At 35.8% G+C, this 14,088-nt stretch carries 15 protein-coding genes; 11 read left to right on the plus strand and 4 right to left on the minus strand.

The genetic code is table 11. The features are described from left to right. The first annotated feature begins 174 nt into the window (after positions 1-174). A complete protein-coding gene (locus C568_RS0104425; RefSeq protein WP_003199680.1) occupies positions 175-444 on the plus strand; it encodes a UPF0223 family protein in 270 nt (89 codons plus the stop codon). Between the two features lie 80 nt (positions 445-524). Here C568_RS0104425 and C568_RS0104430 read toward each other — a convergent pair whose 3' ends face one another. After that, complete coding sequence (locus C568_RS0104430; protein WP_018780883.1) at positions 525-1,151, minus strand: YktB family protein; 627 nt, start codon at positions 1,149-1,151, stop codon at positions 525-527. Between the two features lie 206 nt (positions 1,152-1,357). Here C568_RS0104430 and C568_RS0104435 point away from each other — a divergent pair, with 206 nt between their 5' ends. Together C568_RS0104435 and C568_RS0104440 are read left to right on the plus strand one after the other, a co-directional pair. Further along, on the plus strand, positions 1,358-1,546 hold the full coding sequence (locus tag C568_RS0104435; RefSeq protein ID WP_001250169.1) for a hypothetical protein: 189 nt from the start codon (positions 1,358-1,360) through the stop codon (positions 1,544-1,546). Between the two features lie 88 nt (positions 1,547-1,634). After that, the gene (locus C568_RS0104440) at positions 1,635-2,426 is read left to right on the plus strand and encodes an inositol monophosphatase family protein (RefSeq protein WP_018780884.1); all 792 of its coding nucleotides are present in this window, start codon (positions 1,635-1,637) and stop codon (positions 2,424-2,426) included. Between the two features lie 44 nt (positions 2,427-2,470). Here C568_RS0104440 and C568_RS0104445 read toward each other — a convergent pair whose 3' ends face one another. Beyond that, on the minus strand, positions 2,471-2,650 hold the full coding sequence (locus C568_RS0104445) for a DUF5325 family protein (protein WP_000400124.1): 180 nt from the start codon (positions 2,648-2,650) through the stop codon (positions 2,471-2,473). Between the two features lie 140 nt (positions 2,651-2,790). On the opposite strand from C568_RS0104445, the gene typA reads away from it, so the two are divergent. The 3 genes from typA to C568_RS0104460 all read left to right on the plus strand — a co-directional run bounded on the left by typA (position 2,791) and on the right by C568_RS0104460 (position 5,477). Beyond that, positions 2,791-4,635, plus strand: a complete 1,845-nt coding sequence (typA, locus tag C568_RS0104450) for a translational GTPase TypA (RefSeq protein ID WP_006095807.1) — start codon at positions 2,791-2,793, stop codon at positions 4,633-4,635. Between the two features lie 249 nt (positions 4,636-4,884). Beyond that, the gene (locus C568_RS0104455; protein ID WP_018780885.1) at positions 4,885-5,187 is read left to right on the plus strand and encodes a YlaH-like family protein; all 303 of its coding nucleotides are present in this window, start codon (positions 4,885-4,887) and stop codon (positions 5,185-5,187) included. A gap of 14 nt (positions 5,188-5,201) precedes the next feature. Beyond that, entirely contained in the window at positions 5,202-5,477 is a 276-nt protein-coding gene (locus C568_RS0104460; protein ID WP_018780886.1) for a hypothetical protein, read from the plus strand. 36 nt (positions 5,478-5,513) lie between these two features. On the opposite strand, the gene C568_RS0104465 is transcribed toward C568_RS0104460, so the two are convergent. After that, positions 5,514-5,714 (minus strand): YlaI family protein, encoded by a 201-nt coding sequence (locus tag C568_RS0104465; protein ID WP_016116066.1) that lies wholly within the window; start codon positions 5,712-5,714, stop codon positions 5,514-5,516. Positions 5,715-5,856: 142 nt separating this feature from the next. On the opposite strand from C568_RS0104465, the gene C568_RS0104470 reads away from it, so the two are divergent. Both C568_RS0104470 and C568_RS0104475 read left to right on the plus strand, forming a co-directional pair. Further along, the gene (locus tag C568_RS0104470; protein WP_003199697.1) at positions 5,857-6,312 is read left to right on the plus strand and encodes a pyridoxamine 5'-phosphate oxidase family protein; all 456 of its coding nucleotides are present in this window, start codon (positions 5,857-5,859) and stop codon (positions 6,310-6,312) included. A 277-nt stretch (positions 6,313-6,589) separates the two neighbouring features. After that, positions 6,590-7,918: a PhoH family protein gene (locus tag C568_RS0104475; RefSeq protein ID WP_018780887.1), complete on the plus strand. Its 1,329-nt coding sequence runs from the start codon at positions 6,590-6,592 to the stop codon at positions 7,916-7,918. A 131-nt stretch (positions 7,919-8,049) separates the two neighbouring features. On the opposite strand, the gene C568_RS0104480 is transcribed toward C568_RS0104475, so the two are convergent. After that, on the minus strand, positions 8,050-8,547 hold the full coding sequence (locus C568_RS0104480; protein ID WP_006095802.1) for a hypothetical protein: 498 nt from the start codon (positions 8,545-8,547) through the stop codon (positions 8,050-8,052). Between the two features lie 153 nt (positions 8,548-8,700). On the opposite strand from C568_RS0104480, the gene C568_RS0104485 reads away from it, so the two are divergent. From C568_RS0104485 to pyc, 3 genes are all read left to right on the plus strand, one after another. Beyond that, positions 8,701-8,988, plus strand: a complete 288-nt coding sequence (locus C568_RS0104485) for a YlaN family protein (RefSeq protein WP_003199704.1) — start codon at positions 8,701-8,703, stop codon at positions 8,986-8,988. A gap of 123 nt (positions 8,989-9,111) precedes the next feature. Further along, positions 9,112-10,290 (plus strand): FtsW/RodA/SpoVE family cell cycle protein, encoded by a 1,179-nt coding sequence (locus C568_RS0104490; protein WP_018764775.1) that lies wholly within the window; start codon positions 9,112-9,114, stop codon positions 10,288-10,290. A 329-nt stretch (positions 10,291-10,619) separates the two neighbouring features. Then, positions 10,620-14,066: a pyruvate carboxylase gene (gene pyc, locus C568_RS0104495; RefSeq protein WP_018780888.1), complete on the plus strand. Its 3,447-nt coding sequence runs from the start codon at positions 10,620-10,622 to the stop codon at positions 14,064-14,066. Positions 14,067-14,088: the final 22 nt, after the last annotated feature.

The raw sequence follows: 14,088 nt of genomic DNA on the forward strand, positions 1-14,088 counted from the left end.
ACAAGAAAGAAGACATATGTCTTTTATTGCTCTGTTGTCTTCAGTATGAAGGGAGACAATTCCATAATAAAAGAGAAATAGTGTATAATGCAAAGTGGCTATAGCAAAGAAGGTTGAAAGTTTTATTTTTAAGGTAGCATAATGGTAGAAAATAAAAATGGATGAGGTGTACATATGGAATATCAATATCCACTTGATTATGATTGGTCAAATGATGAGATGATTGCAATCGTGACATTCTATGAGGCAATTGAAAAGGCATATGAAAAAGGTATCGTTAGAGAAGAATTGATGAGATTATATCGTCGTTTTAAAGAAATTGTACCGTCGAAAGCAGAAGAGAAGAAAATTGATAAAGAGTTTCAAGAGGTAAGTGGTTACTCTATATATCGGGCGATTCAAAAAGCGAAAGAAGTAGAAGAACAAAAGATTGTGAAAGTGTAAAAATATTTTGAAAATTTAAATTCAAAGTGCTATAATGGGATAACAACTAAAAACGGACAATGTACATTGTCCGTTTTCTACTATCGATTACAAATTTTATATAAAGGAAGGAGTGATTGCATCGTAGCTTCAACCTTTGTAAGAAATTGTTCATCAGTAAGTGTTGAAAATTCTTCTGGTGAGATGTGAATACCTACTAGTAACTCTGCTTTTTTTATAGTGGCTAAGCGTTCAATCATTTTTTGTAATTCATTTGCTTCAAGCATGTTATGCGGTTTTACACCTGGTTTAGTATGGTCAATGGACCAAACGAAGTCATTTGGTATATTTGTTTTTAAATCATTTAAATGTCCTAAGAAGGCATGAGCCGCTTCCACTTTCTGTGGACACTCATAGATTAAACCAAAGTATATGAAAGCGTGGGTTCCCCATAAACCGATTTGAAAATGTGGTAACATTTTATAACCGCGTTTATTTGTTGAAAAAGCAACCCAAGTATCGTTTGGTGGATTGACTTTACGACGTGCGTGTTTCGCTACATGATAGAAGAAAGTTTCACCAGTTTGTTCTGATAAATAATGAGAAAATTGTTCGCCTAGAGCTTCTAATTTAGGATGAATGTTTGTTTTAATAGCATTCATTCGCTCTTCAAGGCCATCAACAGAAAAGACTGCAAAGTCCTTTTCTTTAAATGTTTGTAATGTCATGACTGTTCCTCCAACTCCTAGTTTGTTTTTAATTTTAGCATAGCTTGTACTATTCATAAAAAAATCAGCATAAAAAATTTACGTAAAAAAATATAATTTTGTTGCATAGATGATTTATCCAACATAATATAGTATAAAACAAAAAATCAGAAAATTTAGTTAAATACAGTCCAAGGGCAGACGAATATTGGGAGGAGGCAATAAAAATGAGACAGGTGATTAATGCGTTAAAGAGAACAGATGCTGAAAAAAGAATTCCGGTGCTAAGATTGGAGTTAGATTATGAATTAGCAACGCTATACGATGCAATGATGGAAAATGATAATCAGAAAAAAGAAGAGTGCGTGCAAAAATTAGAAGTACTAAGACTTGAAATGATTCGTTTAGAAGCGTAATAATAGTATATGTATAAAAAATAAGTTGGTGCGAACCTTATAAAGGGTTCGTTTTTTCTGTGAACAGTATAGATCGGAGTGTTTAAACATGCAAGAGGTATGGAAAGAAATCGATACAAATGCAAAGCAGTGGATTCGAGAAGCTGGCGAGCGTTTAATGGCATCATTGCAAAAGACACTTATTGTAGAGACAAAATCAAATGCAGCTGATTTAGTAACAAATATGGATCGAGAAACAGAACAGTTCTTGATTGGGAAAATTAAACAAACATTCCCAGATCATTATATTTTAGGAGAAGAAGGGTATGGAGATGAGATTGCTTCTTCGGATGGAGTTGTTTGGTTAATTGATCCAATTGATGGTACGATGAATTTTGTTCATCAAAAAAGAAACTTTGCGATTTCAATTGGCATTTATGAGAACGGTATCGGAAAAATCGGTCTCGTCTATGATCCGGTTCATGAAGAACTGTATCATGCTGTAAAAGGTGAAGGAGCTTTTTGTAATGATACATCCATTCCTACTCTTGAGAAAAGTACAGTGGAGCATGGAATAATTGCGTTAAATGCAACTTGGCTCACTGATAATCCATTACTTAATATGGAGAAAATGATGCAGCTTGTGAAATTGGCAAGAGGGACACGATCATATGGATGTGCAGCGCTAGAAATGGTCTATGTTGCAACCGGAAGATTGGATGCTTACGTGACGCCACGATTATCTCCTTGGGATTTTGGCGGTGGAATGATTATTGTAGAAGAAGTTGGTGGTAAGGTGACGACATTTGCTGGCACTACTCTTTCTATCGTGGAAAAAAGCAGTGTATTAGTTGCGAAGCCGGGAGTATATGAAGAGTTACTACCATTTGTATCACAGTAACAAAAAAAGTAAGAGGCCAAGAAGTAGCTTCTTACTTTTTACTGTTACTGTGATTTGCGCATTTTGCGTTTTGTTATAAATCCATATCCAACTGTAACAAATGTGCCAATAATGCAAATAATAATACCGATGGGACTATTTTCAGCAATCATAATTCCAATGCCAATTAAGAAAATAACACCGATAATAGCTGTTAATAAAAAGCGATATTGAATGTGTTCCATATCTTCACCCTCCAATTTCATTTTACTTTCACAAAAGTAAGAATACAACTATATTTTCATTCTTGATTTTATTTTGATTGCCATTGTATCACCTTCGCTCTTATAATAGAGAAGGATTAAAAAGACACTAGGAGTTGGACATGTTGAAAAAACGACAAGATTTACGCAATATAGCAATTATCGCCCACGTTGACCATGGTAAAACAACACTTGTTGACCAATTATTACGTCAAGCGGGGACGTTCCGTGCAAATGAGCACGTAGAAGAGCGTGCAATGGATTCAAATGATTTAGAAAGAGAACGCGGTATTACCATTTTAGCGAAAAATACAGCGATTCACTATGAAGATAAACGAATTAACATTTTAGATACACCTGGACACGCTGACTTCGGTGGTGAAGTAGAGCGTATTATGAAAATGGTTGATGGTGTTTTACTTGTTGTTGATGCATACGAAGGTTGTATGCCTCAAACACGATTTGTTTTAAAGAAAGCATTAGAACAAAACTTAACTCCGATCGTGGTTGTAAACAAAATTGACCGTGACTTTGCTCGTCCTGATGAAGTGGTTGACGAAGTAATTGACTTATTCATTGAGCTTGGTGCAAACGAAGATCAATTAGAGTTCCCTGTTGTATTCGCATCAGCAATGAATGGAACAGCAAGCTTAGATTCAAACCCAGCAAATCAAGAAGAGAATATGAAATCATTATTTGACACAATCATTGAACATATTCCAGCACCAATTGATAATAGCGAAGAGCCACTTCAATTCCAAGTAGCACTTCTTGATTACAATGACTATGTTGGCCGTATTGGGGTTGGCCGTGTATTCCGCGGTACAATGAAAGTAGGACAACAAGTAGCATTAATGAAGGTTGACGGAAGTGTAAAACAATTCCGTGTAACTAAATTATTTGGTTACATTGGATTAAAACGCCAAGAAATTGAAGAAGCAAAAGCTGGAGACTTAGTAGCTGTTTCAGGTATGGAAGACATCAACGTTGGTGAAACAGTATGTCCAGTTGAGCATCAAGAGGCATTACCATTACTACGTATCGATGAGCCAACATTACAAATGACATTCCTTGTAAATAACAGTCCATTTGCAGGCCGTGAAGGTAAATATATTACATCTCGTAAAATTGAAGAGCGTCTTCGTGCACAGCTAGAAACAGATGTAAGCTTACGTGTAGATAACACAGATTCTCCTGATGCATGGATTGTATCTGGACGTGGAGAGTTACACTTATCAATCTTAATTGAGAACATGCGTCGTGAAGGATATGAATTACAAGTATCTAAACCAGAAGTAATTATTAAAGATGTTGATGGTGTAAGATGTGAGCCTGTAGAGCGTGTACAAATTGACGTGCCAGAAGAGTATACTGGTTCTATTATGGAGTCAATGGGTGCACGTAAAGGTGAAATGTTAGATATGGTGAATAACGGAAACGGTCAAGTTCGTCTTACGTTTATGGTTCCAGCACGTGGCCTAATTGGTTATACAACAGAGTTCTTAACTTTAACACGTGGTTACGGTATTTTAAACCATACATTCGATAGCTATCAGCCAGTACATGCTGGACAAGTTGGTGGACGTCGCCAAGGTGTTCTAGTTTCACTTGAAACAGGAAAAGCATCACAATACGGTATTATGCAAGTTGAAGACCGTGGTGTAATCTTCGTTGAACCAGGTACAGAAGTATATGCAGGTATGATTGTTGGGGAGCATACACGTGAGAATGATTTAACAGTTAACGTTGTAAAAATGAAACAACAAACTAACATTCGTTCTGCAACAAAAGACCAAACGTCAACAATGAAAAAACCTCGTATCATGACATTAGAAGAGTCATTAGAATACTTAAATGACGATGAGTACTGTGAAGTAACACCAGAATCAATCCGTCTTCGCAAAAAGATTCTTGATAAGAGCGAGCGCGAAAGAGCTGCTAAGAAAAAGAAATCTGTAGAAGCGTAAAAGATAAAGCTGCCTTTTCATTAAAAAGGCAGCTTTTTTAATTTATTTATTTTTCGAAAATTTAATCTTTTGTCTAGACAGTATTTTTTCTACAAGGTAATCTTATAGTAGACAACATAGAATTTAAAAATTAAGAAGTAAGGCGCTGCTAGTTAGTTGAATGAATTTGGCCGATATGGATTATTTTCTATCTTTATTTTAGATAGGGGGATTTATATTCATCTTTGCTAGATGAAGGGGAGAAGTATAATGCTAGAGAGAATGTCATTTTTTGCAAAGTTATACAATGTAGATGTGAATCCAGAAGTAGGGATGTGGCAGCTTTACGGTACAATGATTATACTAAGTGCACTCGTATATAAATTAGGATTTGCTAGGAAGTTACCGTTACTAAAAAACATTGTGATTTATGTATCCTTAGCAATTGGATGTACAGTTTTAACTTTTTTGGGAGTGTTTTTACCAGTAGGAGAAGGACTTGTTGTGACAGCGATTGTATTCGGTATTTATAGATTACGCTTACGCCAAGCAAAGCAACAAAGAGTGGGTTAAAGGGGGAATGTTTCATGCGTTCTGTACAAGATGCGTTATATAATTGGCTAACAATTAAAACTGTCGCGGAAGCACGCCCGCATGATGCAGCTGCGCAAGAAACATATTTACTGTTTCATCACATGTTACATGAAGATCATCAATTAAGAGATATAACGGTGGAAAAAAAAGAAGATATGTATTTGGTTACATATGAACAAGAAGGAGAAAAACATTCTACAAGATTTCCGATAGAGCTTATAGATTGTTTCTTAGATCAAATGAAACGAGAGCCGGAGAAATATAAATAAGCCCTCATCTGAATGATTAAGGACTTATTTGACAGTTTACCACTCATCTTCTATTGTTTTATCACGATATAAGTGGAAATTTCCAGTTGCATGGCGTTCCATTGTACGTTCTGCAATACGTTCTGTGCATTCCATGCACATATATGTATGAATAGGACGGTTACGAAGCCTTTTGGCCATAGGATTTTCGTCATCTAACTCTTCTTTTTTATCACAAAGCATGCATTTGACTCTCATTTCGTCACCTCAATACAAATTCTATCGATATAAGTATAGCATGTAAATTTGATATTTTTGAACTATAGGGGGAAAAAATAATATTTTCGCAATTCGAAAAATAAGTTATCATTAAGATAAATAAAATTTTGGAGGTGGAAATATGGCAAATGTAGTAGAACCTACATTGACAGATTCTTTAGTTCAATCTTTACGTGAAGGACGTATTATAACAATTGCAACAATTGATTTTGAAAAGGCTGTTCCGAATGTAAGTGCTATTTCATGGGTATATGCAATAAATGAGACAAGTATTCGATTTGCGATTGATCAACGCTCTCGTATTGCGGAAAATTTGCGCCATCATGCAGGGATTGTACTCACTGTAATGGCAAATGAATCTGTATTTTCCATTAGCGGTGAAGCAAAGATTTTAAAGGAGAGATTGGATGGCAGTCCACTCAAATTAACTGCAGTAGAAGTATCTGTTCAAGAAGTACGTGATGTTATGTTTTATGGAGCAAAGCTTGCTTCGGAACCAACATATGAAAAAACATATGATCCTCGTGCTGCTGAAACACTTGATAATCAAGTGTTAACGGCGATGAAAGAATTGTAGAAAAGTGGATGAACACTATGGTTGTTCACCCTTTTCTGCTATTTTAACCTGAGTGAATAAGGAATCTTTGCTGTATGTTAGAATATAAATTTTGACGAATGAATACGATACCTAGTTATGAATGAGAAAAATGATTAAAAAAAGTTTTAATTTATATGAATTTCGATTCTGCCTTGTTAATACATTACATATAATTATAACAATGGTTCGTCCATATCATGATTATGGATGAAACCCTTGTTCTACAAATTTAAAAGTGGAGTCAGGGGGTAACAGGTTGGATAAAATTTATGTGTTAGATACGAATGTACTTTTGCAGGATCCTTTATCTATTTTTTCTTTTGAAACAAATGAGGTAGTGATTCCAGCAGTTGTATTAGAAGAGGTTGATTCGAAAAAACGCTACATGGATGAAGTCGGACGAAATGCTCGTTATGTATCTAAATTGATAGATAGATTTCGCGAATTAGGAAAACTGCATGAGAGTATACCCCTTGAAAATGGAGGGACATTTCGTATTGAATTAAACCATCGCTCATTTGTTCAACTGCAAGATATTTTTGTTGAAAAAACAAACGATAATCGTATTTTAGCTGTTGCGAAAAATTTATTCTTAGAAGAGCAAGAGAAAGAGAATGGAAAGTCTGTCATTTTAGTAAGTAAAGATGTACTTGTGAGAGTAAAAGCAGATGCTCTTGGTTTACAAGCTGAAGATTATTTAAGTGATCGTGTAATTGAAGTAGAAAATATATATTCAGGTTTTTTAGAAGGTTACATATCAAAAGAACAGCTCAATTATTTTTATGAAAAAGGAGAATTTCCTTTATCGGAAATTGCAAATCATCCATTTTATCCAAATCAATTTATCGTGATGAAAGATGCATTAGGTGGTTCTAGCTCTGCACTTGGAATTGTTGATTATTCAGGGAAAAAAGTGAAGAAACTTATTTTTCATAATGAGCAAGTTTGGGGAATACGCCCACGGAATGTGCAGCAAATTATGGGATTAGAATTGTTGCTTCGGGAAGATATTCCACTCGTAACGTTAACAGGGAAAGCAGGAACTGGTAAAACATTACTCGCGTTAGCTGCTGGTCTTATGCAAACGGAGGATTTAGGATTGTACAAAAAACTCCTTGTTGCTCGGCCGATTGTTCCAGTTGGTAAGGATATCGGATATTTACCAGGAGAAAAAGAAGAAAAGTTAAGACCGTGGATGCAACCAATTTTCGATAATCTAGAGTATTTATTTAATACAAAAAAACCAGGCGAATTAGATGCGATTTTAGCGGGTATGGGTTCAATTGAAGTAGAGGCGCTTACTTATATACGAGGACGAAGTATTCCAGATCAATTTATTATTATTGATGAGGCGCAAAATTTAACGAAACATGAAGTGAAAACAATATTAACAAGGGTTGGAGAAAAAAGTAAAATTGTATTAATGGGAGATCCACAACAAATTGATCATCCTTACTTAGATGAATATAATAATGGTTTAACGTATGTTGTAGAGAAATTTAAAGAACAAAAAATTAGCGGACATGTAAAGTTTGTAAAAGGAGAGCGTTCTAATTTAGCGCAACTAGCAGCGGACTTATTATAAAGTGAAACTTTAATCAGTGAGGGATTTCATCAGCCGAAGTCTAACTGTTTTGCTGTTGTTAAATTTTTAGGTGGGAATACTTCTGACCGCAAAGAGTGGAAAAAAAGGAGTGGCTTTTGCCTACTCCTTTTTTAAATAATTGTAAACTTACGGATATTTCGAATTGGATTGTTTATATTAGAGCCGTCACCAAAGTAAAGGTGGACAGGTCCATCTTCTCGTAATGGTTTTCCATCTTTTGAAAATCCAAGAATAACATTGTTTGCTTCTTCTAATGAAAGTGTGATTGAATCATGCAATGTGTGGATTTCAACATGTGTTGCTTCAGCTGTAATTTCAGCATTTTTGAAAAAGGGATGAAGTGGTATGCCAAACGTTCCCGTAATAAGCTGTTCCTTTTTAAATTTTTTTACGCTTTTTTGAATAGGTGGAAAAGCGGCACCATCACGGATTTCACGATCCCAATGTTCGGAAGTGTGCTTGAGATAGTCTTCTAATTCTGATTTTTCTTCTTTCGTTTCGGTGAAGTAAGTTGTTAAATCTACTTTTCGATCATCAAAAATCCAAACGCTTGGGTCAAGGGTGATCGGAAAGCGTACTTTTCCATTTATAAATAAAATTTCACTCATTGTTGTTCCCCCATTTGTATTATGCTCCCACTTTTCAGTATAATAGCATTAGACACGATTGTCACAAAAAATGTTTCTATTGCAATTTATTAAAACTATCGCTAATATTAATAGATAGGATAGAAGAGTAGGACGGAAACGGAGGGAATCAATTTGGCGTCTGAGACAGTAGCAAATCATCAGGAAAAGGCACTTGCCCTTCTAAAAGCGGATGCGGAGAAGATTTTAAGACTTATTAAGGTGCAAATGGACCACCTTACGATGCCGCAATGTCCATTATATGAAGAAGTGTTGGACACGCAAATGTTTGGACTATCCCGTGAAGTTGACTTTGCGGTTCGTCTTGGTCTTATTACAGAAGAGCAAGGGAAAGAAATGTTAGGAGAGCTCGAACGGGAATTATCAGCACTTCATGAAGCATTTACAAACAAACAACAATAAAGGGTTCAAATAAGGGGGCTCAAACTGACTAAGTTTGAGCTTTTTATTTGTATAATAAAGCAGGAAGAATTCTAATACATATGGAATACAACAATTAAACTGAAAACAGAAAGAGGATATTGAATGAAAAAAGTATGGAAGTCAATGGATTATTCATTATTGCTTCCTCTTGCTATTTTATGTGTACTGGGAGTTATAATGGTATACAGTTCTAGCTCTATTGTAGCAATTACAAGGCATGAAAAACCGGCCGATTTCTTTTTTAATAAGCAATTATTAGCTCTAGCTATTGGAACCGTAGGGTTAGGAATTATCGTTGCTATTCCGTACCACGTTTGGAGAAAACGAATTGTTTTGTTATTAATGATGACAGGTAGTATTGGATTGCTAGCGTTAGCATTATTGATTGGAAAGAAAGTAAATGGTGCGCAAGCATGGGTGCTTGGTATACAGCCCGCTGAATTTGTTAAAATTGCTATCATTATTGTACTCGCGCGTTTCTTTGCGAGAAGGCAAGAAACTGATACTTCAGTTTGGAAGGGATCAGCAGGTACGATTATGTTTATAGGATTAATATTGTTTTTAATTCGTAAACAAAATGATTTAGGAACAGTTTTGTTAATCATAGGTATTGTCGGAATTATGTTTCTTTGTTCAGGGATTCCGATTAACAAGTGGATAAAGCGTCTTGCATTAAGCACAATTGTATGGATTCCGCTTTTATACTTAGTTGGTAATTATGCATTGAAACCTTATCAAAAAGCACGTTTTGCGGTGTTTTTAAATCCATTTGATGATCCACAGGGTGATGGATTTCAGTTGGTGAATTCCTTTATTGGAATTGCTTCAGGTGGACTGAATGGTAGAGGACTTAGTAATAGTATACAAAAATTTGGGTATTTACCTGAGCCGCATACAGACTTTATTATGGCGATCATATCTGAGGAACTTGGTTTTGTCGGTGTAGCGATTGTTTTAATTAGTTTGTTACTTATTATTATTCGTGCATTGCGAATTGCTCAAAAGTGTAAGGATCCATTTGGAAGTTTAATTGCTATAGGTATTGCTAGCCTGTTTGGGGTGCAAACGTTTGTTAACATTGGTGGTATGTCTGGGTTAATGCCTCTTACTGGTGTGCCTTTGCCGTTTGTCAGTTATGGTGGTAGTTCTTTAATGGCGAATCTATTTGCAATGGGTATATTGTTGAACTTAGGGAGTTATGTGAAACGACAAGAGAAGCAACAAAAAGAAATATATGAGAAAAAACAACAAGGTGAGCCACACCTTGTTGTTGTGAAATAAAAAGGTTTTGTGTTTGATGACACAAAACCTTTTTATTATGTTGTTTTTTAATAAGTTATACTTTGTTTGGTTTAAATAACAATAGTGTGTCATAAATATTTTAATGTGTTATACAATAAAACTGTCAGAAAAAGAAGAGTTGTGCTATACTATTTTTGTGAAACAAATTGATCAGAAAACTTATCATTTGTTAAAAAATAAGGTATGATGTATAAAAATAAGGTGAAGCTTTCCGAGTATAGTTTAGAAAAGAAAGTGAAGAATTTCACGCTTTTAGAGCGTGTACCTATTTAATCTCTAAAGTGGTAGGAAAGTAGAGGGGGAAAATCATGACAAAGCTGCAACGTATTCAAAAAGTTTTAGTAGCTAACCGTGGAGAAATTGCAATTCGTGTATTCCGAGCTTGTTCAGAACTTGGATTAAATACAGTTGCAATTTATTCAAAAGAGGATAGCGGTTCTTACCATCGCTATAAAGCGGATGAATCTTATTTAGTGGGAGAAGGCAAAAAACCAATCGATGCTTACCTTGATATTGAAGGTATTATTGAGATTGCAAAAAGCAATCACGTGGATGCAATTCACCCTGGATATGGTTTCCTGTCAGAAAATATCCAATTTGCTAGACGTTGTGAAGAAGAAGGAATTATCTTTATCGGACCAAAGAGCAAACATTTAGATATGTTTGGAGATAAAGTAAAAGCAAGAACACAAGCGCAATTAGCAAATATTCCAGTTATTCCGGGCAGCGATGGACCTATTAATTCACTAGAAGAAGTTGAAGAGTTTGCTAAGAAGTATGATTACCCGATAATTATTAAAGCATCACTTGGTGGTGGTGGCCGCGGTATGCGTATTGTACGTAGCGGTGATGAATTAAAAGAATCTTATGATCGTGCAAAATCAGAAGCGAAAGCAGCTTTTGGTAATGATGAAGTGTATGTTGAAAAATTCGTTGAAAAACCTAAACATATAGAAGTTCAAATATTAGCAGATGAAGAAGGAAATGTTGTGCATTTATATGAGCGTGATTGCTCTGTACAACGTCGTCATCAAAAAGTAGTTGAAATTGCGCCAAGCGTGTCACTTTCAGATGATCTTCGTCATCGTATTTGTGAAGCAGCGGTACAGTTAACGAAAAATGTAAATTATTTAAATGCTGGTACGGTTGAGTTCCTTGTAAAAGGCGATGACTTTTATTTCATTGAAGTAAATCCACGTGTTCAAGTAGAACATACAATTACAGAGATGATTACAGGCATTGATATTGTTCAGTCACAAATTTTAATTGCAGATGGACACGCTTTACATAGCCCAATCGTAAGTATACCAAAACAAGAAGACGTTATTGTGCATGGTTATGCGATTCAATCTCGTGTAACAACAGAAGATCCGCTTAATAATTTTATGCCTGATACAGGGAAAATTATGGCGTATCGTTCTGGTGGTGGTTTTGGCGTTCGTCTTGACACAGGTAACAGTTTCCAAGGGGCTGTTATTACACCGTACTATGATTCATTACTTGTAAAAGTAACAACTTGGGCGCTTACATTTGAACAAGCGGCTGCGAAAATGGAGCGCAACTTAAAAGAGTTTCGTATTCGTGGGATTAAAACAAACATTCCATTCTTAGAGAATGTAGTAAAACATAAAAACTTCTTGTCAGGGGAATATGATACGTCATTTATTGATGCATCACCTGAACTGTTCGTGTTTCCAAAACGTAAAGATCGTGGAACAAAGATGTTAAGTTATGTTGGTACGGTAACAGTAAATGGTTTCCCAGGAGTAGGGAAGAAAGAGAAGCCAATTTTCCCAGATGCACGTATACCAAATGTAAAACATTATGAATCGATTCAAGATGGAACAAAACAAATTTTAGACGAACGCGGAGCGGATGGATTAGTAAAATGGGTGCAAGATCAAAAACGTGTACTTTTAACAGATACAACATTCCGAGATGCGCACCAATCATTACTTGCAACACGGATTCGTACAAAAGATTTAAACCAAATTGCTGAACCGACAGCTAGAATGTTACCGAATTTATTCTCAGCGGAAATGTGGGGCGGTGCAACGTTTGATGTTGCGTATCGTTTCTTAAAAGAAGATCCATGGGAACGATTATTAGAACTTCGTGAAAGAATGCCAAATGTTTTATTCCAAATGCTTCTTCGTTCATCAAATGCGGTTGGTTATAAAAACTATCCAGATAATTTAATTCAAAAATTTGTAGAATGTTCAGCGCAAGCTGGTATCGATGTATTCCGTATTTTTGATAGCTTAAACTGGGTGGAAGGTATGAGAGTTGCAATTGATGCTGTAAGAGAGAGTGGCAAAATTGCAGAGGCAACAATGTGTTATACAGGGGATATCCATGACCCAATGCGCAGTAAATATGACTTAAATTATTATAAAAACTTAGCGAAAGAATTGGAAGCGTCAGGAGCACATATTCTAGGTATTAAAGATATGGCTGGATTATTAAAACCAAATGCAGCCTATGATTTAGTTTCTGCTTTAAAAGAAACGGTATCGATTCCGATTCACCTTCATACGCATGATACAAGTGGAAATGGTGTTTTAACGTATACGAAAGCAATTGAAGCAGGTGTTGATATTGTCGATGTAGCTGTAAGCTCAATGGCAGGTCTAACATCACAACCAAGTGCAAATACGTTATATTATGCGCTAGGTGGAAATGAAAGACAACCAGATGTTAATGTGGATTCATTAGAAAAACTTTCACATTACTGGGAGGATGTTCGTAAATATTATGCACCATTTGAAAGTGGTATGAATGCACCTCATACAGAGGTATATATGCATGAAATGCCAGGTGGCCAATATAGTAACCTTCAACAACAAGCGAAAGCAGTTGGTTTAGGAGACCGATTTGATGAAGTGAAAGTGATGTATCGCCGTGTAAATGATATGTTTGGTGATATTGTAAAAGTAACACCATCATCAAAAGTTGTTGGCGACATGGCGCTATTTATGGTACAAAATCACCTTATAGAACAAGACATTTTTGAGCGTGGACATTCTTTAGATTTCCCAGGTTCTGTTGTGGAAATGTTCTCTGGAGATCTTGGACAACCATATGGTGGCTTCCCGAAAGAATTACAAAAAATCATTTTAAAAGGGAAAGAGCCATTAACAGTAAGACCAGGGGAATTGTTAGAACCAGTGGACTTCGATGCTTTAAAAGAAGAGTTGTTCCATAAACTTGGACGTGAAGTAACGATTTTTGATGTTGTTGCATATGCATTATATCCAAAAGTATTTATGGATTATGAAAAAGTCGCTGGGCTTTATGGAAACGTGTCTGTACTCGATACGCCAACATTCTTCTATGGTATGAGGCTTGGTGAAGAAATTGGTGTGGAAATTGAACGTGGTAAAACATTAATGGTTAAATTAGTATCAATTGGTGAACCACAACCAGATGGGACACGTGTACTTTACTTTGAATTTAACGGGCAACCGCGTGAAATTGTTGTGAAAGATGAAGGTGTTAAATCAACAGTCGCGCAGCGTGTGAAAGGGAATCGTGAGAATCCAAATCATATTAGTGCAACAATGCCGGGAACGGTCATTAAAGTTGTTGTAAATGAAGGTGATGAAGTGAAAAAAGGCGATTCCATGGCAATTACAGAAGCGATGAAGATGGAAACGACGGTTCAGGCGCCATTCAATGGAAAAGTGAAGAAAGTATATGTAAAAGATGGAGATGCGATTCAAACAGGCGATTTACTTATTGAACTAGAACAATAATAATAAAGAAAAGAGTTGCTTG

The organism is Bacillus sp. 95MFCvi2.1 (assembly GCF_000374965.1).
In the GTDB taxonomy this organism is placed as follows: Bacteria; Bacillota; Bacilli; order Bacillales; family Bacillaceae_G; genus Bacillus_A; species Bacillus_A pseudomycoides.

Bases quoted from the DNA above. Each gene is read 5' to 3' on its own strand.
- C568_RS0104490 (WP_018764775.1), top strand. From the start codon at position 9,112: ATGAAAAAAGTATGGAAGTCAATGGATTATTCATTATTGCTTCCTCTT.
- C568_RS0104460 (WP_018780886.1), top strand. From the start codon at position 5,202: ATGCGTTCTGTACAAGATGCGTTATATAATTGGCTAACAATTAAAACT.
- C568_RS0104455 (WP_018780885.1), top strand. From the start codon at position 4,885: ATGCTAGAGAGAATGTCATTTTTTGCAAAGTTATACAATGTAGATGTG.
- C568_RS0104445 (WP_000400124.1), bottom strand. From the start codon at position 2,650: ATGGAACACATTCAATATCGCTTTTTATTAACAGCTATTATCGGTGTT.
- C568_RS0104480 (WP_006095802.1), bottom strand. From the start codon at position 8,547: ATGAGTGAAATTTTATTTATAAATGGAAAAGTACGCTTTCCGATCACC.
- C568_RS0104465 (WP_016116066.1), bottom strand. From the start codon at position 5,714: ATGAGAGTCAAATGCATGCTTTGTGATAAAAAAGAAGAGTTAGATGAC.
- C568_RS0104435 (WP_001250169.1), top strand. From the start codon at position 1,358: ATGAGACAGGTGATTAATGCGTTAAAGAGAACAGATGCTGAAAAAAGA.
- C568_RS0104430 (WP_018780883.1), bottom strand. From the start codon at position 1,151: ATGACATTACAAACATTTAAAGAAAAGGACTTTGCAGTCTTTTCTGTT.
- C568_RS0104425 (WP_003199680.1), top strand. From the start codon at position 175: ATGGAATATCAATATCCACTTGATTATGATTGGTCAAATGATGAGATG.
- typA (WP_006095807.1), top strand. From the start codon at position 2,791: ATGTTGAAAAAACGACAAGATTTACGCAATATAGCAATTATCGCCCAC.
- C568_RS0104470 (WP_003199697.1), top strand. From the start codon at position 5,857: ATGGCAAATGTAGTAGAACCTACATTGACAGATTCTTTAGTTCAATCT.
- C568_RS0104440 (WP_018780884.1), top strand. From the start codon at position 1,635: ATGCAAGAGGTATGGAAAGAAATCGATACAAATGCAAAGCAGTGGATT.
- pyc (WP_018780888.1), top strand. From the start codon at position 10,620: ATGACAAAGCTGCAACGTATTCAAAAAGTTTTAGTAGCTAACCGTGGA.